We start from the raw sequence: 25,589 nt of genomic DNA, 5'->3' as shown, positions 1-25,589 counted from the left end.
TTTCCGCTCTATTTATCGGATTTTCTTATGAATCCTACCCTGCGCCAGATGCGCGCCTTCGTTGCCCTCGCGAAGACAGGTAACTTTACGCTCGCCGCGCAATACATGCACGTTACGCAATCGGCTTTGTCAGGCCTGATCAAGGAACTGGAACAAACGCTCGGCGTGCGCGTCGTCGACCGCAGCACGCGGCGCATCGCACTCACCGAGACGGGGAACGAACTCTACCCCCTATTCAGCCAGATGATCGACGACCTCGACCGTGCGCTTGCGAACATTGCGGACCAGGCGCAACTGAGAAAAGGCATCGTGCGCGTGGCCGTGCCACAGTTGATGGCCTGCACGTTGCTGCCGCAAGTGATCGCGGCATGGCGGGAGCGCTACCCGGACATCGGCGTGAGCCTGTCCGATTCGCCGGTCGAGGCCGTAACGACGCGCGTCCTGTCGGGCGAGACGGATTTCGGCATCGGCCCGGAACGCGACAGCGCGCCGCAACTTGAGGCTCGCGAATTGATGGAGATGCCGTTCGAGGCCGTCGTCCCGCCGGACCACCCGCTCGCCAGGCGCCGTCGCGTCGGCTGGAGCGACCTGGCCCCGTATCCACTGATCACGCTGCGTGGCCAGTTCACCGAACGGCTGCTGGCCGACATGGGCGGCGAAGGCGAGCAAGCGACGCGCCGCCGCGCAGCGGGGGCAGCGGGGGCAGCGGGCGCAGCGGCCACAGCGGGCGCAGCGGGCATATCAGGCGTAGTGGGCACATCGGGCGTATCGAGCGCAACGGGCGCGCAGGCCGGCCGCACGAACGGCCACAGGCCCGACAACGTGCGCGACCTCGCCCTGCGGCCGGCGCACGAGGTGACCTATATGACGACCGCGCTGGCAATGGTCGCGTCCGGTCTCGGCATCACCGTCTGCATGCCGTACGCGGCGCCGCTCGTGCGCCTGCACGGCCTGCGCATGCTGCCGCTCGACGCGCCCGTATTGACGCGCCGCTTCTTCGTCTACACGCGCGAACAGCGTTCGCTGTCGCCGGCGGCCGCGGCATTCAGCACGTTCCTGTTCGACTGGATCGGCGCCGCAGACAACCCCGCGGGCGCGCTGCGGACGCGCGCGCGCTGAGGCCACTACTGGCCACGTGCGGCTGATGCCGGCCGGGCCTGACGCCGCGGAACGGCCGCGCTAGAATGCGCTTTCCTACATGTCCCCCCCTTCATCGATGTCCCACAACACCATCGCGGTCAACCGGCGCATGGACAAGTTCGACAACCACGCCAGCGTCTGGCTGTTCGGCTACGGTTCCCTCATCTTCAAGGCCGACTTCCCCTATCTCGAGCGGCGCCCGGCCAGCATCACGGGCTGGACCCGGCGCTTCTGGCAAGGCTCGCACGACCACCGCGGCACGGAGACGGCACCGGGCCGCGTCGTGACCCTGGTGCCCGATGCCGGCGCGACCTGCCACGGCATGGCCTACCTCGTCACGCCCGAGGAATTCGCCCACCTCGACTACCGCGAAAAGAACGGCTACCTGCGCCTGGCGACCGACATCCGCTTCGAGGACGGCACGCGCACCGAAGGCCTCGTCTACATCGCCACGCACGAGAACGCGGCCTACCTCGGCCCGGCGCCCGAGCGCGACATTGCGCTACAGATCGCCACCGCGCGTGGCCCCAGCGGACCTAACAGCGAATACCTGCTGGAACTGGCCAAGGCCCTGCGCGCACTCGGCAAGCCCGACCCGCATGTGTTTGAGATCGAGCGCCACCTCCGCGAGTTCCAGGGCCACGTTTGATCCGGCGCGAATGCGCCGCAACCGTGCGCGGTGGCGCACTGTGTTCTAATCCTGTCGAGCGTTCTTGACCCGGAGGTCACCATGCAGCAGCAAGCACCGCCCCGTCCGCCATCGGCGAGCGAACTCGACGAAGACACGCTGGCCTTCGTACGCAAGGTCTTCCACTTTGCACGTGCCGGCGAGGCCGCCGAACTCGGCACCCTGCTGGACCAGGGCCTGCCGCCCAACCTCCGCAACGAACGGGGCGACAGCCTGCTGATGCTGGCCTGCTACCACGGACATGCGGACGCCGCGCGCGTGCTGCTGGAGCACGGCGCCGATCCGGAAATCATGAACGACGCCGGCCAGACCCCGCTCGCCGGCGCCGCGTTCAAGGGCGACACGGCCATCGCGACCCTGCTGCTGGACCACGGCGCGGCAGTCGACAACGCGGGCCCGAACGGCAAGACGGCACTGATGTTCGCAGCCATGTTCAACCGCGTCGACATCGCCCGACTGCTGCTGGCGCGCGGCGCCGATCCGTTCCGCACGGACGCGGATGGCAATACGGTGGTCGATGCGGCGCGCAGGATGGGTGCGGCGGACACGGCGCAGCTGCTGGCGGCGGCAACCAGCGAACGATGATCGGCCGTTGATCGATTGCTCGTGCCGAGGGACAGGCCGCGATTCGCAGCGACGCGAATGCGGGAATGCGGACTAGTCTCCGGCGCCGTCCAGCACGCGCAGGTAGCGCGGCGCGACGGGTCCGGTCAGCCACACGCCGTTGTCCGACCGGTAGAACACGGCGCCGTCCGCGCGCATGCGGGCCGTGTCCACGCGGAGAATGACGGGGACGCCGTGCCGGGTACCGACCCGACGGGCCGTGTCGACGTCGCCCGACAGGTGCACGTGCTGGCGGCTGCCGGCGCGCAGGCCCGTCGCGAGGACGGAGGTGACGAAGCGGCTCGCGGTGCCGTGGTACAGCACGTCCGGAGGCTGCACCGGTTCGAGGCCGAGTTCGACGTCGATCGAGTGGCCCTGGCTGGCGCGGATGCGGGCGCGCTGCGCATCGAACGCGAAGCGCTGCTTGTCGTTCTCCGCTACGACGCGGTCGAGCAGGTCGCGTGCGACGGGCTTGCCGTGTTCGGCCAGGCGTTGCAGGAGCTCGTCCACGTCGGCCCAGCCGTTGGCGTCGAGTTGCAGGCCGATGCTGTCCGGGCGGTGGCGCAGCACGTAGCTGAGCAATTTACTGGTAGTGACAACGGCATCGCGGGACATGATGGTCATGGGTCGGGGAGTCGGCGCAAGCATACGCCTGACGTAACCCGACCGCCAGCGCGTCAACGCGTCTGCGTCCGGGTTCGCGTCTGCGTCTGCGTCTGCGTCTGCGTCTGCGTCCGAGTCCGCGTCTGCGCCTGCGTCAACGCCTGCTCCGGAACCGCGGTGATGATCGGTGAGCTTTGACGCCCGGCGCGCGAGTACACTTGCGCGCCATGCATCCATCGCCCACGTCGAATCCATCGCCCACGTCTTCTTCGCCGCTGCCTTCGCGACTGTCCTCACCGCCTCGCTCGCCCGGCCTCGACCTGCTGCGTGCCGTCGCCATCGGCGTCGTCATGTTGTACCACCTGTCCAGTTACGGCATGAACGTTCCCGGTCCGGGACAGCATGGGTGGATGGGCGTCGACCTTTTTTTCGTGCTGAGCGGCTACCTGATCGCGTGGCCGGTGCTGCGGGATCTGGCGGTCGGCCGTACGCCCGACTGGGTGGGCTTCGTCGTGGGCCGGGCGTGGCGCATCCTGCCGGCCTACCTGGCGGTGCTTGGACTGTATGTCGTGCTGCCCGCGTGGCGCGAGGGGGATGCGATGCCGCCGGTCTGGCAATTTTTCACGTTCACGATGAACGTCCTGCCCGACCACGTCGCGCAGCGGGCGTATTCGCATGCGTGGTCGCTGTGCGTCGAAGAGCATTTCTACCTGCTCTTTCCGCTGGTTGCCGGACTGCTGGCGCGGCGCGGCCGGATGCCAGGCGTCGTCGCGATGGCCGCCGGTGCCGTGCTGCTGTTCGGGACGGGCATGCTGCTGCGCGACTGGCAATGGCGCCATGCCGTCGGCCCGCATCTCGCACCGGGCGGGGATGCGGCGCGCGCGGTCGCGGGTTACGTCCGCTCGATCTACAGCCCCACGTGGGCGCGGCTCGACGGCCTCCTTGCCGGCGTCCTGCTGGCCGCGTTGCGCGCGTTCCGTCCGGCCTGGTGGACGCGCGTGCTGTCCCGCGGATGGCTGTTGCTCGGCGCGGGTCTGGCTCTGCTCGTCGCGGCCACGCGGATCGATCCGATCGGCCACGGCGGGGCCGTGTTCCTGTACCCGCTCGTGGCACTCGGCTGTGCCTGCCTGCTCGTGGGCGCGCTGAGTCCCCGCACGCCGCTCGGGCGCCAGGCGCTACCGGGAGCGCGAACGCTGGCCCTGCTGTCGTTCAGCCTCTACCTGACACATCGCCAGGTCTATGCGTGGCTCGGCGACGTGGCGGCCGACCTCACGGCGCAGGCGCCGGCCGCCGCGTTCGTCCTGTTCAACGGCGCGTCGCTGGCCGTGGCCACGCTGCTGTACGTGGCGGTCGAGCGACCCGGACTGCGGCTGCGCGCGCGGTTGCGTTCCGCCGTGGCGCAGCCTCTGCCCGAGACGCACGAGGACGAGGCACCGCTCGCCCGCTGAGCGTCAACGTCCGGGGCCACCCTGCTCGATCTCGGCCGCCGCACGCGCCAGGATCGCGGCGACACGCGCCTGCTCGTCGGCGGACGCACCCGCGCGCGCGGCCAGGGCGCGCTTGAGCGCGTGGCGCGCCTCCGCGAGTTCCGGGCTCCCGGGGCCGTGGCCGCCCTCCTCGCCTTCTGCGAGCGCGCTGCGCATCAATTCCATCTTGCGCGCGGCTTCCTCCAACCGGGCGAGCAGCATGTCGACGTGTTCGCGGTTCGCGTCCAGGTGGGCACGGCCATCGTCGGACAGTGCGTAGCGCTTACGGGTGCCTTCGAGCTGGATGGTCACCCAGCCCAGGTCTTCCATGGCAGCGAGCGCGGGATACATCATGCCGGGACTCGGCACGTAGAAACCACCCGACCTTGTTTCCAGTGCCCGGATCAGCTCATAGCCATGGCTGGGCTGTTCGCCGATCAGGGCCAGCAGCAGCAATTGCAGGTCGTCCGACGACAGCTTGCGTCCGCGCGGCAGGCGGCCGTCGTCGGAAAAACCGAAGCCACCCGGACGGCCGCCGCGGCCATGGTGGCCGCCAGGGCCTCCGGGACCATGCCGGTGATGCGGCGCGAACCCCGCATCTTCGTGCTCGTGCTCATGGTCGTGCGCGTGTTCGTGGTCGTGATGATGGCGATGATGATGGTGGTGGGGAGGATGGGGATGATGATGGTGCGGCATGATCGCTTCCTTATATCGTAAGATACATCGTAAGATATACTTCGACGTCAATCATGTCAACCATGATGCGCATGCTGACGCTACACTGAGCCACCGGACACTCAGGAGAAAACATGTCGATGGAATGGGAACGGCTGGTATCGACGGTGCGCCTCGGACGCGAGGATGACCGGGGCGACGGCGGCAGCCGCACGGAATACATGCGCGACTGGGACCGGCTCGTGTATTCGAGCGCGTTCCGGCGCCTGCAGGACAAGACCCAGGTATTCCCGCTGTCGGACAGCGATTACGTGCGCACGCGCCTCACGCACAGCATCGAGGTGTCGTCGGTGGGACGCTCGCTGGGCATGCTGTGCGGCGAATTCATCAAGGAGCGTGAACCCACGCTGTCGATGGCGCCGCAGGACTTCGGCAGTATCGTGGCTGCCGCCTGCCTCGCCCACGACATCGGCAACCCGCCGTTCGGCCATTCCGGCGAAGCCGCGATCCAGTCGTGGTTCGCCGAGCACGCGGACCGCTGGCTCGAGGGCCTGACGGAACGCGAGCGGCAGGATTTCCTGCGCTTCGAAGGCAATGCGCAAGGCTTCCGGCTCGTCACGCGGCTGCAGAACGCCGTCGACCATGGCGGCTTCCAGCTGACCTGTGCCGTACTGGCCGCCTTCATGAAATACCCGCGCCCATCCGACCTGCCGGCGACGAAGGACAGGATCAGCGAACGGAAATTCGGCTATTTCGCGGACGACGCGGCGGCGGCCGAGCGCGTGGCGACCCAGGTGGGCCTCGTGCGCAAAGGGCCCGGCGCCTGGACGCGCCATCCGCTCGCATTCGTGATGGAAGCGGCGGACGACATCTGCTACGGCATCGTCGACCTGGAAGACGGCCATCGGCTGGGACGGGTCTCGTTCGACGAAGCGCGCACCCTGCTGTGGCCCATCGCCTTCCCCGGCGGCGCGGCCGAGAGCCAATCGTACCGGCAACTGCCCGACGACACGGGCCGCGTGGAGTATCTGCGTGCCCGCGCCATCGGCCACCTCATCGGTGGCGCACTCGACGTGTTCCGCGACCACTACGACGCCATCATGGACGGCCGCTTCGAGCGAGACCTCGCCGGCGCGTCGCGCTTCGCGCCGGAGTTGAAGGCCATCGCGAGGCTGTCGCGGGAACGCATCTACGCCACGCCGTCCGTGCTGCAGATCGAGGCGGCCGGCTTCGAGATCCTCGGCGGCCTGCTCGGCAAGATCGTCCCCGCCCTCGTGAAAGGGGAAGCGGAGCGCTCGGCAGCCGACCGGAAGATCGCGCAGATCATCCCGCAGCAATTCAGCCGCGGGGCGACGCCGTACGCGCGCCTGCTCGGCACGACCGACTACATTGCCGGGATGACGGACAGCTTCGCGCTGAAACTGTTCCGGCGTCTGCACGGGATGGAGTTGCCGGGCACGATCGTCTAGGACCGGAAGCGGATGTCTGCGGCGGTCAAGCGGCCGCTGCGTCGAGCACGCGCCGCACCTGGCGCGCCCGTTCTTCCACGCTGCCCTGCACGACCGTGTACGGGATGCGGCGCGCGTCGAGGTCCTTCAGCACCAGTTGCTGGATGCGGCCGCGCCACACCTCGTTTTCGCGCACGTCCTGTTCCTCGTACGGGATGTCGTCGGCGCAGACGAACGTATGCGCGTAGCGGGCCCGGCACTCGTCCGCGCAGCGCAGCAGGTCGGCCGGGGGCGATTCGCCGACCTGGCGGAACTCGATGCCCAGCAGCAGCGTCGTCAGCGCATTCGTGTCGACGAACAGCCAGCGGCGCGCCTGCGCCATCGCTTCGTCCTCGGCGGCGCGGTGCCTGATGGCGATCTCGACGTAATCGTCCGGCCCCAGCCGGCCCTCTTTTTCTTCCCAGATGAAGCGGCCGATCTCGGGCACCGCCACCGTGTCGTAGGCGCGCGCCAGATACTCGGACAACGTCGACTTGCCCGTCGATTCCGCGCCCACGAAGACGACGCGTTCCACTGAACTGCCCTGCTCCACCATACCCGCCTGCCGATCCGCCGTTGCAAAGAGAGCGCCATCGTAGCCGAGAGCCCGCCTCCCCACAATGGACGGGTTATCATGCCGACATGACACAGCCCATCCACACCGACGGCTTCCTGCTGCGGCCCCTCGTCCCGGACGACGCGCCCGCGATGGCGGCCGCCGTCCGCGAATCGATGGCAAGCCTCGGCCCGTGGATGCCGTGGGCCCACGCCGGCTACGACGACGCCGATGCGCTCGCCTGGATCGCGTTCTGCGATGCCGCGCGTGCCGGCGGCTCGGCGCACGAGTTCGGCATTTTCCGGGCGGACGGCCGGCACTACGTCGGCGCGGCCGGCCTGAACCAGTTCAACCTCCTGCACGGCTTTTGCAACCTCGGCTACTGGGTACGCACGTCGGCCCAGGGCCAGGGCGCGGCACTGGCGGCCATCCGGGCGCTGTCGCGTTTTGCGTTCGAGCGCCTCGGCCAGTCACGGGTCGAGATCGTCGTCGCGGACGGCAACCTGCCCAGTCTCGGCGTCGCCCGCACGGCAGGGGCCGTCCACGAATGCCTCGCGCGCAACCGTCTCAACCTGCACGGACGCCCCATTGCCGCACACGTGCTGTCGCTGGTGCCGCCGGATACGACGGCGGACGTTTAAAACAGATCCATCTGCGCCGCCTTGCTGCTCTCCGGCTTGACGATGGATTTCGGCACCACGAGCGGGCGGCGGAATTGCGACGGGTCGCACGTGTTGAAGCGGCTCATGCGGCCGCCCAGGCCCAGGCGTTTGACAGCCTTCGTGAAGCGCTGGCGGATCAGGTCGGCCCAGATGCCCTCGCCCGTCATGCGCTTGCTGAACTCGCTGTCGTAGTCCTTGCCGCCGCGCATGTCACGGATGCGGTTCATCACGCGCTGGGCGCGGTCGGGGAAGTGTGCGTGCAACCATTGCTGGAACAGGGGGTTCACTTCCCATGGCATGCGCAGCACCGTGTAGTGGGCGCCGACGGCGCCGGCGTCCTTCGCCGCTTCCAGGATGCGTTCGATTTCCGGCTCCGTGACGAACGGGATGATGGGCGCCACGCTCACGCTGACGGGGATGCCGGCCTCCGTCAGCGTGCGGATCGCGCGCAGGCGGCGCGCGGGCGCTGCCGCGCGAGGCTCGAGCGTGCGCGAGATTTCGCCGTCCAGCGTGGTCAACGTGATGGCGGCGCACGCGAGGCCCTTCTCGGCCATCGGCGCGATCAGGTCGATGTCGCGCTCGATCAGCGCCGACTTCGTGATGAGGCCGTACGGGTGGTTGCACTCGCCCAGCACTTCCAGCACGTCGCGCGTGAGGCGGCGCTCGCGTTCGCACGGTTGATAGGCGTCCGTGTTGACGCCGATCGCGACGTTTTCCGGGACGTAACCGGGCCGCGCCAGCTCGCGCCGCAGCAGGTCGGCCGCGTTCACCTTGGCGAACAAACGGCTTTCGAAGTCCAGCCCCGGCGACAAGCCCAAGTAGGCGTGCGTGGGCCGCGCGAAGCAGTAGATGCAGCCGTGTTCGCAGCCGCGGTACGGGTTCAGCGAGACGCTGAACGGGATGTCCGGCGACGTATTGCGGCTGAGGATGGTTTTCGCGATCTCGTCCGTGACGATCGTCTTCAGGGGCGCCGCTGCCTCGTCCTTCGCTCCCGGCACGGTCCAGCCGTCGTCGAACCGTTCGCGGCCGTTGACTTCGTAGCGGCCTTGCATATTGGTGACGGCACCACGACCTTTGATCGGACCGTTGATCGGCACGACCTCGGCGGACTTTTGCGGGAACGGCAACATAACCTGGCTGACCGCCCGACTTGCGTTTGCTTTTACCCGGTTCACACGGCGCTCCTTAAGTACTGTATGTTTATACAGTATAGTACGCCGATGTCACGATGGGTTCAAGCGCGAAAAAAGAGCAGCTTGTTGTTGCACAAAACCGTCAAACGCCTGCAGCAGAGGCCGGTATGCGTCGGGATCGCCTTCCAGCTGGGCCAGCGCGAGCGCGGCCGCTTCCAGGCTCGACAGCTGGTGCGGTGCATGCGCCTTGCGAATCCGATAAGCCGACGCGGGCATGTCGTGCAGCGCGAGGCGCGGCAGTCGTTGCAGGCCGGCATTCAGGTGCAGCATCTTGCGGCTCTTGCGCCAGGTGGCGTCCAGCACGACGAGCCGCAGCCCCTCCGGCTGCGCCAGCAACGATGGATCGGGGACGGGGGCCGGTGCATCGCCCGGCGTCTCGGGATACAGCAGCAGCGGCACGCGTCCGCCGGCGTACAACAAGTGATGCAGCGCGGCAGGCTCGAACGCCTCGCCGACCTCGAGCCGGCTGCCGGTGACGCACAGGTGCAGCAGGCGCGCGCTGTTCTTGGCGTTGCGCACCTCGAGCGGATGTTGCAGGATCACCAAGTCGACGCGGCTCGACAGCGGCCGCACCCAGTGGCAGATGCAGGCGCTCTGCGCGCGCAGGCAGGCGGCGCAGGTGGCGCGCCGGGTGGTGGTGGATGGAACGGTCATGGGCGGCGATTGTAGCGCCGCCGCGCGTTCACTGGCTGCCCATGCGCTGGCCGGCCTGCGGCGCATCGGCCGACGTGACGGGCGCGTCCGGGCGCAAGGTCTTCAGTGCGCGGCTCCACGCCACCACCTGGTCGAGCATCGTGTCGACGGCCTGCTCGTGGTGCTCGGCCGGGTTGAACGTCTGGTAATTCTCGAAGTCCGTGCGCAGCGACAGCATCACGTGGGCGCGCACGTCCGCCACCATCAGCTCGCCCATCACGAGGCGCAGGCTCTCGATGGCGCGCGCGCCGCCGGCGCTGCCATAGCCGACGAAGCCCGCGGCCTTGTTGTTCCACTCCTTGTACAGGTAGTCGATGGCGTTCTTCAGCGCGCCGGACGTGCCGTGGTTGTACTCGGGCGTCACGAACACGAAACCGTCGAAGCCGGCGATGGCGGCGGCCCACGCCTTCGTGTGCGGCTGCGTGTACTGGCCCGCCGCCGGCGGTACCGGCTCGTCGAGCAGCGGCAGGTTGAAGTCCTGGATGTCGAGCAGCTCGAACACGGCATCCGCGCGCATGCCCGCGATGTCCAGCACCCAGCGCGCCACGTCCGGCGCCTTGCGGCCGGGCCGGGTGCTCCCGACGATGATCCCGATCTTGATCATGGTTCCTCCTCCATGGTTGTTGTCGATTCTAGCCGCGTGCGGCCGGCGCCGGCGCCCATCCGCCGCCCAGCGCGCGGTACAGGTCGACGTGGGCCTGCAGCCACGCGGCGCGCAGTTGCAGCGCCGCCGTCTCGGCGCTGAAGGCGTTGCGCTGGGCGTCCAGCTCTTCCAGGTACGACGAATAGCCGTTGCGGTAGCGGTTGTGCGCGATGCGCAGCACTTCCGCCGCGGCCACACGGCGCGCCTCCACCTCGTCCAGCTGTTCGCGCAGGCGCTGCACGGCCGTCAACGCGTTCTCGGTGTCGGCGAACGCGTTGCGCACGGCAGCCTCGTACGCGAACACGGCGCGGTCGCGCAGCGAGGCGCTGATCTCGGCCTGGGCGCGCAGCCGGCCGCCGTCGAACAGCGGCGCGAGGATGCTGCCGCCCACGCTCCACAATGCCGTCGGCGAGTGCAGCAGTGTCGGCAGGTCGTGCGCGTACGCACCCAGTGATGCCGTCAACCGCAGCGACGGCAGCATCTGGTCGCGCGCGACGGCGAGGCTCGCGTCCGCGGCGGCGACGGCCCGCTCCGCCGCGGCGACGTCCGGCCGCCTGCGCAAGAGTTCCGACGGCAGGCCGGGCTGGATTGCCGGCGCGTCCAGCCGCGCGAGTTCGGTGCCCCGTTCGACGGGGCCGGGGTTCGCGCCCGCGAGGATGGCGAGGGCATTTTCCTGCTGCGTGATCGCGCGCTCCAGCTGCGGCACGACGGCGGCCGTCGCGCGGTATTCGGCCTCGGCCTGCGACAATTCCAGGCGCGAGCTGTACCCGACTTCGAACTGGCGCCGCGCCAGTTCCAGCGAGCGCTGGCGCGACGCCAGGGTCGCGCGCGCGAGGGCGAGTTGGGCATCGAGTCCGCGCAGGTTCAGGTAGCCGGACGCCATGTTCGCCGCCACCGCCAGCGCCGTCGCATCGAACGCCGCCTGCTGCGCCGCGTAATCGAAGCGCGCCGCGTCCGTGACGCCGGCCAGGCGGCCGAACGGATCCAGTTCGTACGCGGCCTGGAAGCTGCCCTGCATGACGGTGGAATCGATCGGCGTTCCGAACGGGCCGATCGCGCGCGCGCGCGCGGGCGACAAGCCCACCGACAGGCTCGGCTCCTGCGCGGACCGCGCGACCTGGATGCGGGCCCGGTATTCCGCGAGCCGCGCCTGCGCCGTGCGCACGTCGTTGTTGCGCGCGAGCGCCTGCGCGACGAGCCGGTCCAGCGCCGGGTCGGCGAACGCATGCCACCAGTCGCGTTCCACGGGTGCGCCGGGGCCGACCTGCGCGCGCCACGCGGGCGGCACGACGAGCGTCGGTTGCGGCGGCGGCTGCACCGGGAGGCGGCAGCCGGCGAGCAGCGCGGCGCAGGCGGTGAGCAGGAGGCGGCGCTTCATTGGGCTTGTACCGGCGCAGGTTGGGGCTGCGGCTGATCCGGCGTCCGCGTGGGCACGGGGGTGCCCACCCTACGCGCTCCAGCCGGCACCCGAGGTTCCGCAAGTGGTGCCACATCAGCCGGCGCTGCGGTGGGCACGGGGGTGCCCACCCTACGAGCATCAGCTGGCGCCGTGGCCGGCGCGTTCGCATGCGAGGCCCCCGGCGCCAAAGGCTGGGCCCGACCTGGCTCGGCCGCCGCCTTCGTGTCGATGCTGGCCACCACCGACATCCCCGGCCGCAGCCGCGCCGCCAGCGCCTGGTCCGGGTCGATGCTGACGCGCACGGGGATGCGTTGCGCGATCTTGACGAAGTTGCCCGTCGCGTTGTCCGGCACGATCACGGAGAATTCCGAGCCCGTGGCCGGCGCGATCTGCTCGACGTGGCCGCGCAGCTTCGCGTGGTTCAGCGCGTCGACGGTGAACGTGACGGGCTGGCCCAGGCGGACGTCCGCCATCTGCGTCTCCTTCATGTTGGCGACGACCCACATCGTCGGCGGCACGAGGGCCGTCAGCTGCGCGCCCGCGTTGACGAACGCGCCGAGGCGTACGCTCACCTGCCCCAGCTGGCCGTCGCGCGGCGCGACGATCCGCGTGTTGGCGAGGTCGATCTCGGCCAGCCGGACGGCCGCCTCCGCGTTCGCGACGGCCGCTTCCAGCGATGCGTGGTTGACGTCCACCGTGCGCAAGTTCTGGCGCGCGATCTCCAGCGCGGCGCGCGCCTGCTCGGCTGCGGCCACGGTCTGCGCACGCGTGGCGCGGGCGGCGTCGCGTTCGCGCGCGGACAGCGAGCCGTCGGCCGCCAGCTCCTCCACGCGGCGCAGGTCGGCGTTCGCGCGCTGCGCCTGCGCGGCCGCGTTGGCGACGGCGGCCTGGTTCTGCGCGATGGTGGCGCTGGCCGTGTTCCTCGTCTGCGTGAAGTTGGCGAGCGCCGCCCGCTGCGCCGCCAGCTGGGCCTGCGCCTGCTCCAGCCGCTGCCGGTAGATGCGGTCGTCGATGCGCATCAGGAGCTGGCCCTGGCGCACCTGCTGGTAATCCTGCACGTCGACCTCGACGACGTAGCCGGACAGCTGCGGGCTGATGATCGTCACCTGGCCCCGCACGAGCGCGTTCTCCGTCGTCTGCAGCGCGCTGTGGAACGGCGGCAGGTTCCACGCGTACAGCACGATCAGCACGCCGATCAGCGCGACGAGCGCGAACAGCAGACCGCTGGCGATGACGTTGCGGTTCGACTTCTGCTGCGTCGTCGCCGTGGTCGTCGTGGTAGTCGTCGTTGTCGTTTCGGGCATGGTGGAAAGCTCGCATCAGGTTGGGACGGCCGGTGTCGGCTCGGGCGGACGCGGCGCCAGACGGCGGTCGCCGGACGGCACGGCGAGCGGCGAATCGGTCGGATCGGGCGGCGCCGGCGGCGCGGGAGGTTGCGGTGGCGGGGGCGCGACGTAGGTCAGCCACAGCGCGCGGCCAAAGATCCACGCGGCCAGCAACGTGGCCAGGATCGCGATCAGCAGGAACACGTCGTTGTACGCGAGGATGTTGGCTTCGCGCGCCGCCGTCTGTGTCAGCACGGAGATGCCCTGGCGCGTGCGCAGCGACGGGTCGGCGAGCAGCCGCGCATACGCCGCCCCGCCCTGCTGGATGCGCGCGGCGACGAGCGGGTCGAGCGAACTCAGTTGCTCGGCCAGCACGGACGAATGATATTTTTCGCGCATCACCTGGAACGTGCCCAGCAGCGACGAGCCGATCAGGCCGCCGAGGTTTTGCGTGAGGCCGAACAGCACGGAAAAGCTGATCAGGTTCGCGGGGTTCGAGATCACGGACCCCATCATCGTGAGCAGCAACGGGCCGAGGAACATCACGCCGCCGAACGCCAGCATGCCCTGGCTCACGTACAGCTGCGCGGGACGCGTGACGTTGGACGCGTGCGAATCGACCCACGCGCCCAGCGCCATGATCAACAGCGCCACCACCTGCGGCGCCATCAGGTGCGGCGGGCGGATGACCAGCACGGACACGGCGATGCCGAGCACGGTCGCGAGCAGGATCACGACGAACAAGGTCTGCATCTCGTCGTTGTTCAGGCCCACGAGGCGCAGGAAGCCGACGGCGCCCACGCTCTGCTCCGACAGCACGACGCGCACGAGCATCAGCGCGAGCGCGAGCCGGACGATCATCCCGTTCGTCAGCCAGCGGATGTTCAGCAGCGGGTTGTCGCGGTTGTGCTCGACGCAGATCGCGGCCAGCAACAGCACGAGGGACACCGCGAGCGCGATGCCGACCCACGGGTTTTCCGTCCACCACAGCACGCGGCCGAACGTCAGCGCCGCGCACAGCAGCGCCATGCCGGGCGCGAACAGGGAAAACGTGAGGAAGTCCGCAGGGCGGAACGCGCGGAAGCGGTCGCCCGGCGGCAGCTTCAGCCACAGCACGGCGGCGAGCGTGACGAGCGTCAGCCCCAGCTCGAACAAGTACAGTCCGCGCCATTCCGCGACCTGCAGGAGGCTGCGTGAAAAGATGTAGGCGATCGGCTGCGCCAGCTGCGCGATGCCCGTCGAGATCACGATCCCGCGCGGCCGCCATACTTTCGTGAACGCCTGCAGCGTGTAGTACAGGCCCAAAGTGGAGAGCGCCGCGCCGACCATGCCATGGGCCGCGCGCACGGCGATCGCGGAGCCGAGGTCGTTGACGAACAGGTGGCCGAACGTGACGAGCGCGTACAACACGAGGAAGAACTCGGTGAACGCCCGCAGGCCGAACTGCTGGCGGAACTTCACGAGCAGCAGGTTCATCGACACGTTCGTCATCACGTACGCCGTCGGCAGCCAGTTCACTTCGGCCGCGAACACGCCCAGCGTGCCTTGCAGGTTGACGAGGTTGACGGTGACGAGCGCGTTGCCCAGGCCGCCCGTCAACGTGACGAGCACGCCGACGAGGAAGTAGGCGATGCGGCGCGGCGTCGAATGCTTCGGGAACGACGGGCTGCCCGGCAAGGTGGGCCGCTCGTCCGGATGCCACTGGCGGGGCGCGTAGTCGTCGCTCATGCGCCCTCCAGCAGCCGTTGCAGATCTTCCAGCAGGCCGGCGGCGGCGGCCGTCGCAGCGCCATCCAGCCGCGCGACGGTGCGCGAGCGCAGCGCGGCCGCTTCCGCGCGCACCTGCGCCGTGGCCGACGTGCCCGCCGGCGTCAGGCCGATGCGCTTGACGCGGCGGTCGCCCGGTGCCGCATCGCGCCGCACGAGGCCGGCGGCGACGAGACGGTCGAGCGTCGTGACGAGCGTCGCGCCGTCGACGCCCAGCCGGCGCGCGAGTTCACGCTGCGATGGCGGCTCGGCGCTGTCCGCCACGGCCGCCAGCGCGTTCCAGGCGGCCGTCGTCAACCCGTGCGCCTTCAGGTGACGTTCGAGCGCGAGGCGCCATGCACGCGCGGCGCCTTGCAACGCGTGCAGAAAACGGTCGTCGGGGTCGTCGGCGTTGTTCATGTCAAGGAAACATGGGCGTCCCAATCGTTGGTCATGCAGATTATCTGCCCGTTATGGCAAATGTCGCCACACGCAAAGATTTAGTTCGAGTTCTGGTTATTCAGGCATTGCTCTGAGAAATCACCGTGCTTAGAATCAATTCATTCCGCAAGGCAATCAGTGCTGGCGGATAACAAGCAAACCCGGTGTCGTTCAGAGTGTCCCATGCTTAAAGTCCGCCCTTCCGTTCGCCAACTGACGTCCGCCGTTCTCGCCGCCCTCGCCTTGCTGCCGGGCCTCGCGATCGAACAGGAGTTGCAGCTCGACTACCGGATCAACGAACACATCATCCTGATCCCGGCCGGCCAGGACCACCAGGCGCGCCTGGAGACGACCGTGTTCCAGCCGAACGGCCCCGGGCCGTTCCCGCTGATCATCATCAACCACGGCAAGGACCCCGGCCATCCGAACCTGCAGCCGCGCGACCGCTTCTACCACATGGCCCACGCGTTCGTGGAGCGCGGCTATGCCGTGATGGTGCCGATGCGCCAGGGCTTCGCGAGTTCGACGGGCTATTACCGCGACCACGGCTGCGACATGACGGCCAACGGCTACACGCAGGCCGAGGACATCGCCGCCACCCTCGCCTATGCCCGCGGGCAGCGCTGGATCGACGCCGACCACGTCGTCGTCGCCGGCCAGTCGTACGGCGGCCTCGCGACGATGGCGCTGGGCACGCAGGACCTGCCCGGCGTGCGCGGCCTGATCAACTTCGCCGGCGGCCTGCGCGACGACAGCAACGGCTGCGGCTGGCGTTCGGCCCTCGTCTCCGCGTTCGCCGAATACGGTGCGCAGAACAAGATCCCGAGCCTGTGGATGTACGGCCAGAACGATTCGCTGTTCTCGCCGGAACTGGTCGCGCGCATGCACGACGCGTTCGAGCAGGCCGGCGGTCACGCCCAGCTCGTCGAGTACGCGCCGTTCAAGCGCGATTCGCACGGCATGCTGGCGAGCCGCGACGGCGAGAAAATCTACCTCGCGGACACGATGAACTTCCTGCAGCAAGTCGGCATGCCCACGAAAATCGTGTACAAGGTGCCGGAACCGCCGCAGCCGCAGGCGACCAATTTCGCCGGCGTGGACGACATCGACGCCGTGCCCTTCCTCAGCGAGAACGGCCGGCGCGCCTACCGCGAATATCTGACCAAGATGACGCCGCGCGCGTTCGCCGTGTCGCCCAGCGGCGCCTGGTGCTGGGCCGAGGAAGGCGAAGACCCGGACGCACGCGCCCTCGCCACGTGCTCGGCCAAGAGCGACCAGCCGTGCCGCCTGTATTCCGTCGACGAGCACGTCGTGTGGAATCCGGACCTGGCCGAGAAGGCGGCCGTCACGGCGTCCAACACGCCCGCCCCGGCGGCGCCCGGCAACGGCGCGGTGGGGAATGCGGCCGGGATGACGGCGGCGAACTGAGCTCGCGCCTCGATTCGCCGTAGGGTGGGCGGCCCTCCGCCCACGCGGACGCCGGCATGACGCGAACGTCCGCGTGGGCACGGGGTGCCCACCGTACGCCCTCCGTTTGACGGTTGGGTGCACGCCCGCGACGCCGGCGCTGATTTTGCTGCGTTGCAACACATTTCACGGCTCGGGTCGAGCCAGCGCAAACGTAGCGCGGCATACCAAACCGACAATGGGCTCGCCACGTCCAATGGAGGTCATATGTTGCGACTGACGAATACCTGCGCCTGTGCGCTGCTGGCGCTCGCCGCGTTGCTGGGCGCCCCTGCCCGCGCGGCCAACAACGATCCCGTCGTGCTCGTGCACGGCGTCCTCGGCTTCGGCCCGCAGTCGCATCCGCTCGGCAGCTTCCTGTACTGGGGCGGCTACGGCGACATCGCGGCGCACCTGGCCGTCTACCACGGGCCGCACACCGTGTTCACGGCGCAGGTCGGCGCGATCGCGTCCAACTGGGACCGCGCCGCCGAACTGTTTGCCCAGATCAAGGGCGGCTGCGTCGACTACGGTGCCCACCACGTGGCGCGCTACGGCTATCCGGGCCAGCAGCAGAAGCCGGCCGGCAAGTGCTGGGCCGCCGACCCGGCGCACAATCCGCGCGGCTACCCGCTCGCGTTCTACCCGCAATGGGACGGGGCCCACCCCATCCACATGATCGGCCACAGCCAGGGCGGCACGACGATCCGCGCGCTGATCCAATTGCTGGAGCACGGCTCGCCGGACGGCGACGAAGGCGGCGGTGCGCTCTATCAGGGCGGCAAGGTCGGCTGGGTGAAGAGCGTCGTCACGATCTCCGCCCCGCACGACGGCACCACGTTGCGCGACGCCGTGCTCGACGTCCTGCCGAATCTGCGCAGCCCCCTGCGCGACATCCTCGACAACGAACTGGCCCACTGGGAACTGGCACCGGACGGCGCACGCGAATTCAACCGGTGGGCGCTCACGTCGCCGTCGACCTATTATTTTTCGGTGGGCACGCTGGCGACGGAGGCCGGCGCCTGGTGCTGCAACGGCACGGACCGCATCATCGCGCCCGTGCAAAGCACCGAGTTCCAATACCCGCGTACCGACATGATCCCGTATTTCAAGCTGTTCGCCGGCGAATGGATCGTCGGCGCGCTGGCCCAGCCGGGCATGGGAGCGTACACGCAGAACGCACCGGGCCGCGTGCGCATCGACAGCAGGTGGTTTCCCAACGACGGCGTCGTCAACACCGTGAGCATGCGCGCACCCGCCGGCCACCCCGTGCGCGACTACGACGGCACGGCCGTGCGGGGGACGTGGAATTTCCTCGGCAATTACCGGGGCTACGACCACTTCGACGTGCTGAACTGGCCGAACCCGGGGCCGTCGGCCGACCCGATCTACGAGCGGATCAGCGACATCATCTTCGGCCTGGAGTGAGCGCGGCGGTCAGATCGTCGACCTGAGCGTGCGCGCCAGGTCGGACAGGCGGTACGGCTTGTTCACGAACGCGAATTCGTTGAGGTCGACGCCATGCCGCTGCTTCAGCGCCGGCAGCGGATAGCCCGACGCCAGCATGATCTTGGTGCCCGGATAGTGCTCGCGCGTGTAGCTGGCCAACTCGATGCCGTTCATCCCGTTCGGCATGACGACGTCCGTGAACAGGATGTCGATGTCGCTCTGCTCCATCAGATCGATCGCTTCCTGGCCGCTGGACGCCGTCACGACCTCGTAGCCCATGCTCGTGAACAGCGACGCCGCCACGTCCATCAGGTCGGGCTCGTCCTCGACGATCAGTACGCGCTCCGTGTGCTCGGCGCGCATCTCTTCGACGGGGTTGATCGCGGCGGGCAGGTAGATCGCGACGGTGGTGCCCGCGTCCTGGCGGCTGTCGATGGCGACTTCGCCGCCCGACTGCTTGATGAAGCCGTAGACCTGCGACAGGCCGAGGCCCGTGCCCTTGCCCACATCCTTCGTCGTGAAGAACGGCTCGAACGCGCGCGCGACGACGTCGGGCGGCATGCCGGTGCCCGTGTCGCTCACCGTCACGCGCACGTATTCGCCCGGCGCCAGACCGGCCGGCTGCTGGCCGTCCGCCACGACGTTGCTGGTCGCGATCGTCAGGCGCCCGCCGTCGGGCATTGCGTCGCGCGCGTTGACGACGAGGTTCAGCAGGGCCGACTCGAAACGGGCGCTGTCGATCATGGCGCTGCGGGCCCTGCGGTCGAGGTCGATCACGAAGTCGATCGATGGATTGCCGGCGCGCCGCAGCACGGTCTCGAAGCCGCGGATGATGCTGTTGAGGTTGCGCGTCTCCGCCTGCAGCGGCTGCTGGCGCGCGAACGCGAGCAGTTGCTGCGTGAGGCGCGCGCCGCGGTCGATCGCGCGGCGCATCGATTCCAGCGTGCGCGCATCCACGTCGCCGCGCTGCAGCCCCAGCACTTCCAGGCCGCTGGACAGCACGGACAGCAGGTTGTTGAAGTCGTGCGCGACGCCGCCCGTGAGCTGGCCGATCGATTCCATCTTCTGCGCCTGGAACAGCGCGATGTTGGCCTTTTCCAGCGCCTCGTCGGCCTTCTTCTTTTCCGTCAGGTCGCGCGTGATCTTGGCGAAGCCGAGCAAGACGCCCTCGTCGTCGCGGATGGCGTCGAGGACGGCGTGCGCCCAGAAGCGCGAGCCGTCCTTGCGCACGCGCCAGCCTTCGGACTCGAAGCGGCCCGTCGACGCGGCCGTCTCCAGCGCGCGCTTCGGCAGGCCGGCGGCCTGGTCTTCCGCCGTGTAGAAGCGCGAGAAATGGCTGCCGATGATCTCGGCCTGGCTGTACCCCTTGATGCGCTCGGCGCCCGGGTTCCAGTTCGTGACGGTGCCTTCCGGCGACAGCATGAACAGCGCGTAGTCCGTCACGCCGTTCACGAGCAGGCGGAAGCGCTGCTCGCTTTCGCGCAGCGCATCCTCGGCGCGCTTGCGCTCGGTGACGTCGCGCGTGACCTTCGCGAAGCCCAGCAGCACGCCTTCCTCGTTGTAGATGGGGTCGATGACGACGTGGGCCCAGAAGCGCGAGCCATCCTTGCGCACGCGCCAGCCTTCCGCCTCGTACTTGCCCTCCGCCAGCGCGATCGACAGCGCCCGCGCCGGCTTGCCGGCCTCCCGGTCCTCGGGCGTGTAGAAGCGCGAGAAGTGCTCGCCCAGGATCTCCTGCGCGACATAGCCCTTGAAACGGTTGGCGCCCGCGTTCCAGCTGCTGACGTGGCCTTCCGGATCGAGCATGTAGATGGCGTAGTCGCTGATCCCGGAGATCAGGTACTGGTAGCGCCGCTCATCGGGCCAGGGTTGCGTAAGGGTCAGGTCATTCATGTACTGCGGTTTTCATGGGCCGGAGGAGGATCGAAACCAGCCCATCATACACCGCAGGAAAAATGGCCGCGCGCGCCGCCATTTAACGAATTTCACATTGCCATTTTTCGCAAACAGGACCGCAGTAAAACACGCATCCACCATGCAAGTTCACGAAAAATCGTCGGAATTGATGAGCAAGAACGCAACTGCGATTATGTTGCAACACCGAAACGTGCGCGGAACCAATCCGCCGTCGCGCCGTCCGCGGGAAAGAACGACTCCAGCCGCAATTCGTGCACCGTGACGTCGTGCGGCGTGCCCAAGGTCGTGATCGTCGTGAACAGGTTCAGTTCGACGCCCTCGTGCGCCAGGGTCAGCGGCAGGAACGGCAGCGCGCGCCGCTCGAGGTTCGGCACGTGGTGGTCCGTGGCCAGGGCGCCCGCGATCCCGGGCAGCGCGGACAGCTCGGACAGCAGCGCCGTCGCCTCGCTGCCGGGGCCGTCGGCCATCGCTTCGCGCTGGATCCACAGCAGGCTGTCGGCGCACACGGCCTGCCAGTTGACGAGGCGCGGCCGCAAGCCGGCCGGGTCGAGCATCAGGCGCAGCACGTTGATCGAACCGTCGCGCGGGATGACGGCGTCGGCGGGCATCCCCAGCAGCCACTTCATGAAGCCGGCGGCCGGCTCGTTGAAGCGCACGAGGTTCCACAGGCGGTCGACGACCAGCGCGGGGAACGGCGCCTGCTGGCGCAGCATGAAGTCGAGCGCCTCCATCACGCTCGACAGCTCCGGGTCGGACAGGTTGCGCTCCTGGTAGGCGGGCGCGAAACCGGCCGCCAGCAGCATCGCGTTGCGCTGCCGCAGCGGCACGTCCAGCGCGATGCCCAGCTTGAGCACGAGGTCGCGGCTTGGCTGGGCGCGCCCGCTTTCGAGGAAGCTCAGGTGGCGCTGCGAGACGCTGGAGTCCACCGCCAGCCGCAACTGGCTGTAGCCGCGCCGCGTGCGCCAGTAGCGCAGCGCCGAGCCGAAGTCGCTGAAGTAGCCGTCGTTGCGGGTCTCGGCCGCTTCCACGTGTCCGTCCTGCATCGCGCCTCCTTGATGGAAAAACATGAATCTACCCCGCGGCCCGGACGAACTCAAGCAGCTCGGCATTTACCGACTCCACGTGCGTGAGGAACATGCCGTGCGCGGCATCCTCCAGCACGACGAGGCGGCAGTCCGGCACGAGGTCGGCCGTGCGGCGCGCCGTCAGCGCGATCGGCGCGGAGACGTCGTGGGTACCCGCGATCACGAGCACCGGCACGTCGAGCGCTTCCAGCTCCGCGCCCATGGCGGACGCCTGCACGGCGACGTTGCAGTCGTGCAGCGCCTGCAGCGAGCATTGCAGGGCCATCTGCGCGAGCCAGTCGCGCATGCGCGGGCCGGCGCCCGGGACGAATGGCTCGACGTTCTCCTCGATCCAGCGAGGGAAGTCGTGCAGTAGCTGCGTGGCGCGGAACTGTTCCAGCAGCGCCGGGTCGATCCCTTCCGGGTTCGTCGCCGACAGCGTGATGCCCGGCGTCATCGGCCCGAGCAGCGCCACCTGCCCCACCCGCGCGCTGCCGTGGCGCGTGAGGTAGCGGACGATCTCGTTGCAGCCCATCGAGTGCCCGACGAGCACGACGTCGCGCAGGTCCAGCGCTTCGATGACGGCGGCGATGTCGTCGGCCAGCGTGTCGAGATCGTAGCCGCGGCCCGGGTCGGACGAGCGGCCGTGGCCGCGCCGGTCGAAGGCGATGCAGCGCAGGTCCTGGCGCTGCAGGGCCATCATCTGGTAGCCCCAGGAATCCGAGCACATCGACCAGCCGGACACGAACAGCACGGGCCGGCCGCGGCCCCAGTCGCGGTAGTACAGGTTGACGTCGCCGGCGATGATCGTGTTCGGGGCGCTGGTGTAGGCGCGGGCCGGGCGGGTGGTGTGGGCGTCGTGCATGATCGTCTCCTTTCCTTAGGCGGCGTCGAGGAAACCGGTGACACGGACCAGGCGGCCTTCCGCGTCGACGGTGGCGAAGTCGGTGCCGACGGCGAGCACGGCATCCGGCGCGGCCTCGGCGGCCAGCGACCAGGAAAAGCGCACGACGTCGTTGTGGCCCGACGGTGTGCCGTGCAGCGCGAAGCGGCAGCCGGGGAATTGCTGCTGGGCGGCGCCGATCATCGCGTCGATGCCGTCCACGCCGCTGCCGCGCATGATCGGGTCGAGGTAGCTGGCGTCCGGGGCGAACACTTCCGCAACGTGGACGCGGCGGACGGCCGGTTCACGTTCGTTCCAGGCGGCGAGGTAGCGTTCGGCGATGTGGGTGGCTTGGTTCATGATGCGCTCCTTGGTGGGTTGACGATGGAGCCAGTGTGCCCGCCGCCGCGCCGCGCGGCGATTACCTCCCTGGTAATGAGGTCGGCGCGCAGGGATCAACACCGATTTCAGGAACGTCAACGTTCGCGATCTTCGGTCCAATTCGCCGGATTCGCGCACGAATCGATGAGGTATCGTTGCAACATTGACGTATGCATACTGCATAGAGGAGCCCTGCCCTGAATTGACGTTTGGCTTTTCAATGTAAAATGCCGGACTTGCCACCGACGTTCCGACTGCCGTTATCCCGCCGTTATCCCGCCGTTACCCATGACCCAGGCCGCACCAGCTCCCGCCCTCGACCTGTCGACCTGCGACCAGGAACCGATCCGCACGCCCGGCAGCATCCAGCCGCACGGGTTCATGCTGACCTTGGCGCCCGACCTTGCCGTGCTGCAGGCCAGCGCCAACCTGGCCGCGTGGTCCGGCATGGCGGCGGAGGGCGCGATCGGCCGTCCGCTGGCCGACGTGATCGGCGCGGCGGCGGCGCAGCGCCTGGCGCCGGAACTGGCGGCCGACCGCGGCCCGCATCCCTACTATCTCGGCACCGTCGCCACGGCCAACGGCCGCCATTTCGACGTGCTCGCGCACCGCTGGGACGGCGTCACCATCGCGGAATTCGAAGCCGTCGACCGCGCGGAGCCGGCCGATTTCCGCAACCTGTATCCGCTGATCGGCGACTTTTTGCTGAAGGTGAACGAGGCAGGCAGCATCGAATCGCTGGCGCAGCTCGCGTGCCAGCACGTGCGCTCGGTGACGGGCTTCGGGCGCGTGCTCGTGTACCGGTTCGATGCCGACGGCCACGGCCACGTGATGGCGGAAGCGCGCGACGAGGGGTATCACTCGTACCTCGGGCAGCACTTCCCGGCATCCGACATCCCCGTGCAGGCACGCGAGCTGTACAAGCTGTCGCGTATCCGCCTGATCCAGGACGCGACGTACACGCCGGCTGCGCTGGTGCCGGCGCTGAATCCCGTCACGGGCAAGCCGAACGACTTGTCGTTCGCGGCGCTGCGCAGCGTGTCGCCCGTGCATTTGCAGTACATGCGCAACATGAACACGCTGGCGTCGATGTCCGTGTCGCTGGTGGTCAAGGGCCGGCTGTGGGGCCTGATCTCGTGCCACAACGAGGACGCGGCCCCGGTCGCGTTCGAGAAGCGCACGGCGTGCGAGCAGCTCGGGCAGATCCTCGCGCTGTGCATCGAGTCGCGCGAGGACGCGGCCGAGCTGCAGTTCCGCCTCGAGGTGCGGCGCACGATGGTGTCGATGCTCGCCGGCCTCACGCAGGGCAGCGACTTCATCGAGAACCTGGCCAACGTGTTCCCCGACCTGCTGCGCTTCGCGCGCGCGGCCGGCGCGGCGATCGTCGTCGACGACCGCGTGCTCACGTACGGCGACACGCCGGAACAGGACGACATCGTCGCCCTCGTCGACTGGCTCACCTTGCACGACCATGGCGACGTGTTCCACACCGATAAGCTGTCCGCGCTGTATCCGGCCGGCGAACGGCTCGTGCGCAATGCGAGCGGCCTGCTGGCGATGCCGATCTCGCGCATCCACAAGCACTACCTGCTGTGGTTCCGCCCGGAGTGGGTGCACACGATCGAATGGGCCGGCAACCCGCACGCGAAGGAGCCGGCGCCGGGCGCGCCCACGCAGCTGTCGCCGCGCACGAGCTTTGCCGCGTGGCGCGAGACGATCCACGGCACGAGCCTGCCGTGGCACGGCGGCGAGATCGAGCTGGCGCTGGAATTCCGCACCGCCCTGCTGGGCATCGCGCTCGAACGTGCCGAGCAGATGGCCGAACTGGCCGAGGAACTGGGCCGCGCGAACAAGGAACTGGAGGCGTTCTCGTATTCCGTCTCGCACGACCTGCGCGCGCCGCTGCGCCACATCGTCGGCTTCGCCGACCTGCTGCTCGAATCGGCCGGCGGCGAGGACGCCCAGCAGCGCCAGCGCTTCCTCAGGAACATCAAGGAAGCGGCGCGCCTGGCCGGCAAGCTCGTCGACGACCTGCTGTCGTTCTCGCAGATGGGCCGCGCATCGCTGCGCCCCACGACCGTGGACATGAACGACCTCGTGGCCGCCTGCCTCGACAAACTGGCGCTGGAAACGCGCGGCCGCAATATCGACTGGGACATCGGCCCGCTGCCCACGATCTGGGCCGACCCCGCGTTCCTGCACCTGGCCGTGTTCAACCTGCTGTCGAACGCCGTCAAGTTCACGGGCCAGCGCGATCCGGCCGCGATCCGCGTCCATGCGGAAGACCATCCGCACGAAACCGTGTTCCACGTGGCCGACAACGGCGCAGGCTTCAACATGGAATACGTGCACAAGCTGTTCGGCGTGTTCCAGCGCCTGCACCGGATGGAAGACTTCGCGGGCACCGGCATCGGCCTCGCGAACGTGCGCCGCATCGTCGAGCGCCACAACGGGCGGGTGTGGGCCCAGTCCGTTCAAGGCGAGGGGGCGACGTTCTCGTTCGCGCTCCCGAAACAGAACCAACATTGACCGTTATTCGTAGATACTCATGCTCAAGCCCATCCTGCTGGTCGAAGACAACCCCAACGATCTCGAGCTGACGCTGATCGCTTTGTCGAAGAGCCAGCTCGCCAACCAGGTCATCATCGTGCGCGATGGCGCCGAGGCGCTGGACTACCTGCACCGCCGCGGCGACTACGCGGCGCGCCCTGCCGGCAACCCGGCCGTCGTGCTGCTCGACCTGAAACTGCCGAAAGTGGATGGCCTCGAAGTGCTGCGCGAGATCCGCACCACCGACGGCTTGAAGCCCCTGCCCGTCGTGATGCTCACCTCGTCGCGGGAAGAACAGGACCTGGTACGCAGCTACGAAATGGGCGTGAACGCGTACGTCGTCAAGCCCGTCGATTTCACGGAATTCGTGCGCGCGATCGCGGACCTGGGCATCTTCTGGGCCGTGCTGAACGAACCGCCGCCGGGGTCGCAGCGCTACATCAAGCCCAATAAATAACGGACCGACAGCGCGTGCGCTGTCACGACGCACGCGTCCGGTGGGCTCAGGGAGCCCACCCTACGATTGCTTGACATAGTCGTAGGGTGGGCACCCCGTGCCCACCATGCGCAGACGCGGCAC

Annotated in this window: 24 protein-coding genes; 10 read left to right on the top strand and 14 right to left on the bottom strand. The window is 68.7% G+C overall.

The window, feature by feature from the left end; translation table 11 throughout:
• Nucleotides 1-27 precede the first annotated feature (27 nt).
• The 3 genes from HAV22_RS31145 to HAV22_RS09645 all read left to right on the top strand — a co-directional run bounded on the left by HAV22_RS31145 (nt 28) and on the right by HAV22_RS09645 (nt 2,413).
• Entirely contained in the window at nt 28-1,119 is a 1,092-nt protein-coding gene (locus HAV22_RS31145) for a LysR family transcriptional regulator (RefSeq protein WP_229421166.1), read from the top strand.
• A 97-nt stretch (nt 1,120-1,216) separates the two neighbouring features.
• Entirely contained in the window at nt 1,217-1,789 is a 573-nt protein-coding gene (locus HAV22_RS09650; protein ID WP_166859123.1) for a gamma-glutamylcyclotransferase, read from the top strand.
• 81 nt (nt 1,790-1,870) lie between these two features.
• Nucleotides 1,871-2,413, top strand: coding sequence for an ankyrin repeat domain-containing protein (locus HAV22_RS09645; RefSeq protein ID WP_166858889.1), 543 nt, complete (start codon nt 1,871-1,873; stop codon nt 2,411-2,413).
• A gap of 72 nt (nt 2,414-2,485) precedes the next feature.
• On the opposite strand, the gene HAV22_RS09640 is transcribed toward HAV22_RS09645, so the two are convergent.
• On the bottom strand, nt 2,486-3,055 hold the full coding sequence (locus tag HAV22_RS09640) for an RNA 2'-phosphotransferase (protein ID WP_166858888.1): 570 nt from the start codon (nt 3,053-3,055) through the stop codon (nt 2,486-2,488).
• A gap of 206 nt (nt 3,056-3,261) precedes the next feature.
• Between HAV22_RS09640 and HAV22_RS09630 the strand changes: the two genes are divergently transcribed.
• Nucleotides 3,262-4,482 (top strand): acyltransferase family protein, encoded by a 1,221-nt coding sequence (locus tag HAV22_RS09630; RefSeq protein ID WP_166858887.1) that lies wholly within the window; start codon nt 3,262-3,264, stop codon nt 4,480-4,482.
• A 3-nt stretch (nt 4,483-4,485) separates the two neighbouring features.
• On the opposite strand, the gene HAV22_RS09625 is transcribed toward HAV22_RS09630, so the two are convergent.
• The gene (locus HAV22_RS09625; RefSeq protein WP_166858886.1) at nt 4,486-5,196 is read right to left on the bottom strand and encodes a PadR family transcriptional regulator; all 711 of its coding nucleotides are present in this window, start codon (nt 5,194-5,196) and stop codon (nt 4,486-4,488) included.
• Between the two features lie 113 nt (nt 5,197-5,309).
• Here HAV22_RS09625 and HAV22_RS09620 point away from each other — a divergent pair, with 113 nt between their 5' ends.
• Nucleotides 5,310-6,644: a deoxyguanosinetriphosphate triphosphohydrolase gene (locus tag HAV22_RS09620; protein ID WP_166858885.1), complete on the top strand. Its 1,335-nt coding sequence runs from the start codon at nt 5,310-5,312 to the stop codon at nt 6,642-6,644.
• Between the two features lie 25 nt (nt 6,645-6,669).
• Here HAV22_RS09620 and HAV22_RS09615 read toward each other — a convergent pair whose 3' ends face one another.
• Nucleotides 6,670-7,197: an AAA family ATPase gene (locus HAV22_RS09615; protein WP_371869590.1), complete on the bottom strand. Its 528-nt coding sequence runs from the start codon at nt 7,195-7,197 to the stop codon at nt 6,670-6,672.
• Nucleotides 7,198-7,304: 107 nt separating this feature from the next.
• Between HAV22_RS09615 and HAV22_RS09610 the strand changes: the two genes are divergently transcribed.
• Nucleotides 7,305-7,859 carry a GNAT family N-acetyltransferase gene (locus tag HAV22_RS09610; RefSeq protein ID WP_166858883.1) on the top strand — a complete coding sequence of 185 codons (555 nt, stop codon included), beginning with the start codon at nt 7,305-7,307 and terminating at the stop codon, nt 7,857-7,859.
• Here the strand turns inward: HAV22_RS09610 and HAV22_RS09605 are convergent.
• The 7 genes from HAV22_RS09605 to HAV22_RS09575 form a co-directional block, all read right to left on the bottom strand.
• Nucleotides 7,856-9,010 (bottom strand): PA0069 family radical SAM protein, encoded by a 1,155-nt coding sequence (locus HAV22_RS09605; RefSeq protein WP_166858882.1) that lies wholly within the window; start codon nt 9,008-9,010, stop codon nt 7,856-7,858. The two genes, HAV22_RS09610 and HAV22_RS09605, sit on opposite strands and share 4 nt — an antisense overlap.
• Nucleotides 9,011-9,103: 93 nt before the next feature.
• The gene (locus tag HAV22_RS09600; protein ID WP_166858881.1) at nt 9,104-9,727 is read right to left on the bottom strand and encodes a tRNA-uridine aminocarboxypropyltransferase; all 624 of its coding nucleotides are present in this window, start codon (nt 9,725-9,727) and stop codon (nt 9,104-9,106) included.
• A gap of 28 nt (nt 9,728-9,755) precedes the next feature.
• The gene (locus HAV22_RS09595) at nt 9,756-10,370 is read right to left on the bottom strand and encodes an NADPH-dependent FMN reductase (protein WP_166858880.1); all 615 of its coding nucleotides are present in this window, start codon (nt 10,368-10,370) and stop codon (nt 9,756-9,758) included.
• Nucleotides 10,371-10,398: 28 nt separating this feature from the next.
• Entirely contained in the window at nt 10,399-11,787 is a 1,389-nt protein-coding gene (locus HAV22_RS09590) for an efflux transporter outer membrane subunit (protein ID WP_166858879.1), read from the bottom strand.
• Nucleotides 11,784-13,112 carry an HlyD family secretion protein gene (locus tag HAV22_RS09585; RefSeq protein ID WP_166858878.1) on the bottom strand — a complete coding sequence of 443 codons (1,329 nt, stop codon included), beginning with the start codon at nt 13,110-13,112 and terminating at the stop codon, nt 11,784-11,786. The genes HAV22_RS09590 and HAV22_RS09585 overlap by 4 nt, the downstream gene beginning before the upstream one ends.
• 15 nt (nt 13,113-13,127) lie before the next feature.
• Nucleotides 13,128-14,861, bottom strand: a complete 1,734-nt coding sequence (locus HAV22_RS09580; protein ID WP_166858877.1) for an MFS transporter — start codon at nt 14,859-14,861, stop codon at nt 13,128-13,130.
• A complete protein-coding gene (locus tag HAV22_RS09575; RefSeq protein WP_166858876.1) occupies nt 14,858-15,298 on the bottom strand; it encodes a MarR family winged helix-turn-helix transcriptional regulator in 441 nt (146 codons plus the stop codon). The genes HAV22_RS09580 and HAV22_RS09575 overlap by 4 nt, the downstream gene beginning before the upstream one ends.
• A 204-nt stretch (nt 15,299-15,502) precedes the next feature.
• Here HAV22_RS09575 and HAV22_RS09570 point away from each other — a divergent pair, with 204 nt between their 5' ends.
• On the top strand, nt 15,503-16,747 hold the full coding sequence (locus HAV22_RS09570) for a dienelactone hydrolase family protein (protein ID WP_166858875.1): 1,245 nt from the start codon (nt 15,503-15,505) through the stop codon (nt 16,745-16,747).
• Nucleotides 16,748-16,993: 246 nt separating this feature from the next.
• Nucleotides 16,994-18,193 (top strand): lipase family alpha/beta hydrolase, encoded by a 1,200-nt coding sequence (locus tag HAV22_RS09565; RefSeq protein WP_166858874.1) that lies wholly within the window; start codon nt 16,994-16,996, stop codon nt 18,191-18,193.
• 9 nt (nt 18,194-18,202) lie between these two features.
• Here HAV22_RS09565 and HAV22_RS09560 read toward each other — a convergent pair whose 3' ends face one another.
• The 4 genes from HAV22_RS09560 to HAV22_RS09545 all read right to left on the bottom strand — a co-directional run bounded on the left by HAV22_RS09560 (nt 18,203) and on the right by HAV22_RS09545 (nt 22,438).
• Complete coding sequence (locus tag HAV22_RS09560; protein ID WP_166858873.1) at nt 18,203-20,107, bottom strand: hybrid sensor histidine kinase/response regulator; 1,905 nt, start codon at nt 20,105-20,107, stop codon at nt 18,203-18,205.
• Nucleotides 20,108-20,301: 194 nt separating this feature from the next.
• Nucleotides 20,302-21,174: a helix-turn-helix domain-containing protein gene (locus HAV22_RS09555; RefSeq protein ID WP_166858872.1), complete on the bottom strand. Its 873-nt coding sequence runs from the start codon at nt 21,172-21,174 to the stop codon at nt 20,302-20,304.
• A 28-nt stretch (nt 21,175-21,202) separates the two neighbouring features.
• Nucleotides 21,203-22,060, bottom strand: coding sequence for an alpha/beta fold hydrolase (locus HAV22_RS09550; RefSeq protein ID WP_166858871.1), 858 nt, complete (start codon nt 22,058-22,060; stop codon nt 21,203-21,205).
• A 15-nt stretch (nt 22,061-22,075) separates the two neighbouring features.
• A complete protein-coding gene (locus tag HAV22_RS09545) occupies nt 22,076-22,438 on the bottom strand; it encodes a nuclear transport factor 2 family protein (RefSeq protein WP_166858870.1) in 363 nt (120 codons plus the stop codon).
• Nucleotides 22,439-22,747: 309 nt separating this feature from the next.
• Here HAV22_RS09545 and HAV22_RS09540 point away from each other — a divergent pair, with 309 nt between their 5' ends.
• Both HAV22_RS09540 and HAV22_RS09535 read left to right on the top strand, forming a co-directional pair.
• Nucleotides 22,748-24,988, top strand: coding sequence for an ATP-binding protein (locus HAV22_RS09540; RefSeq protein ID WP_166858869.1), 2,241 nt, complete (start codon nt 22,748-22,750; stop codon nt 24,986-24,988).
• A gap of 19 nt (nt 24,989-25,007) precedes the next feature.
• Nucleotides 25,008-25,466: a response regulator gene (locus HAV22_RS09535; protein WP_166858868.1), complete on the top strand. Its 459-nt coding sequence runs from the start codon at nt 25,008-25,010 to the stop codon at nt 25,464-25,466.
• Nucleotides 25,467-25,589: the final 123 nt, after the last annotated feature.

Source organism: Telluria antibiotica (assembly GCF_011682055.1).
Taxonomy (GTDB): domain Bacteria; phylum Pseudomonadota; class Gammaproteobacteria; order Burkholderiales; family Burkholderiaceae_D; genus Telluria; species Telluria antibiotica.
This window is presented reverse-complemented; position numbering and strand designations above follow the sequence as displayed.

What these genes read in the sequence shown, in the direction of transcription:
- HAV22_RS31145 (WP_229421166.1), top strand. Translation starts at nt 28, where the DNA reads ATGAATCCTACCCTGCGCCAGATGCGCGCCTTCGTTGCCCTCGCGAAG.
- HAV22_RS09650 (WP_166859123.1), top strand. Translation starts at nt 1,217, where the DNA reads ATGTCCCACAACACCATCGCGGTCAACCGGCGCATGGACAAGTTCGAC.
- HAV22_RS09645 (WP_166858889.1), top strand. Translation starts at nt 1,871, where the DNA reads ATGCAGCAGCAAGCACCGCCCCGTCCGCCATCGGCGAGCGAACTCGAC.
- HAV22_RS09640 (WP_166858888.1), bottom strand. Translation starts at nt 3,055, where the DNA reads ATGACCATCATGTCCCGCGATGCCGTTGTCACTACCAGTAAATTGCTC.
- HAV22_RS09630 (WP_166858887.1), top strand. Translation starts at nt 3,262, where the DNA reads ATGCATCCATCGCCCACGTCGAATCCATCGCCCACGTCTTCTTCGCCG.
- HAV22_RS09625 (WP_166858886.1), bottom strand. Translation starts at nt 5,196, where the DNA reads ATGCCGCACCATCATCATCCCCATCCTCCCCACCACCATCATCATCGC.
- HAV22_RS09620 (WP_166858885.1), top strand. Translation starts at nt 5,310, where the DNA reads ATGTCGATGGAATGGGAACGGCTGGTATCGACGGTGCGCCTCGGACGC.
- HAV22_RS09610 (WP_166858883.1), top strand. Translation starts at nt 7,305, where the DNA reads ATGACACAGCCCATCCACACCGACGGCTTCCTGCTGCGGCCCCTCGTC.
- HAV22_RS09605 (WP_166858882.1), bottom strand. Translation starts at nt 9,010, where the DNA reads ATGTTGCCGTTCCCGCAAAAGTCCGCCGAGGTCGTGCCGATCAACGGT.
- HAV22_RS09600 (WP_166858881.1), bottom strand. Translation starts at nt 9,727, where the DNA reads ATGACCGTTCCATCCACCACCACCCGGCGCGCCACCTGCGCCGCCTGC.
- HAV22_RS09595 (WP_166858880.1), bottom strand. Translation starts at nt 10,370, where the DNA reads ATGATCAAGATCGGGATCATCGTCGGGAGCACCCGGCCCGGCCGCAAG.
- HAV22_RS09590 (WP_166858879.1), bottom strand. Translation starts at nt 11,787, where the DNA reads ATGAAGCGCCGCCTCCTGCTCACCGCCTGCGCCGCGCTGCTCGCCGGC.
- HAV22_RS09585 (WP_166858878.1), bottom strand. Translation starts at nt 13,112, where the DNA reads ATGCCCGAAACGACAACGACGACTACCACGACGACCACGGCGACGACG.
- HAV22_RS09580 (WP_166858877.1), bottom strand. Translation starts at nt 14,861, where the DNA reads ATGAGCGACGACTACGCGCCCCGCCAGTGGCATCCGGACGAGCGGCCC.
- HAV22_RS09575 (WP_166858876.1), bottom strand. Translation starts at nt 15,298, where the DNA reads ATGAACAACGCCGACGACCCCGACGACCGTTTTCTGCACGCGTTGCAA.
- HAV22_RS09570 (WP_166858875.1), top strand. Translation starts at nt 15,503, where the DNA reads ATGCTTAAAGTCCGCCCTTCCGTTCGCCAACTGACGTCCGCCGTTCTC.
- HAV22_RS09565 (WP_166858874.1), top strand. Translation starts at nt 16,994, where the DNA reads ATGTTGCGACTGACGAATACCTGCGCCTGTGCGCTGCTGGCGCTCGCC.
- HAV22_RS09560 (WP_166858873.1), bottom strand. Translation starts at nt 20,107, where the DNA reads ATGAATGACCTGACCCTTACGCAACCCTGGCCCGATGAGCGGCGCTAC.
- HAV22_RS09555 (WP_166858872.1), bottom strand. Translation starts at nt 21,174, where the DNA reads ATGCAGGACGGACACGTGGAAGCGGCCGAGACCCGCAACGACGGCTAC.
- HAV22_RS09550 (WP_166858871.1), bottom strand. Translation starts at nt 22,060, where the DNA reads ATGCACGACGCCCACACCACCCGCCCGGCCCGCGCCTACACCAGCGCC.
- HAV22_RS09545 (WP_166858870.1), bottom strand. Translation starts at nt 22,438, where the DNA reads ATGAACCAAGCCACCCACATCGCCGAACGCTACCTCGCCGCCTGGAAC.
- HAV22_RS09540 (WP_166858869.1), top strand. Translation starts at nt 22,748, where the DNA reads ATGACCCAGGCCGCACCAGCTCCCGCCCTCGACCTGTCGACCTGCGAC.
- HAV22_RS09535 (WP_166858868.1), top strand. Translation starts at nt 25,008, where the DNA reads ATGCTCAAGCCCATCCTGCTGGTCGAAGACAACCCCAACGATCTCGAG.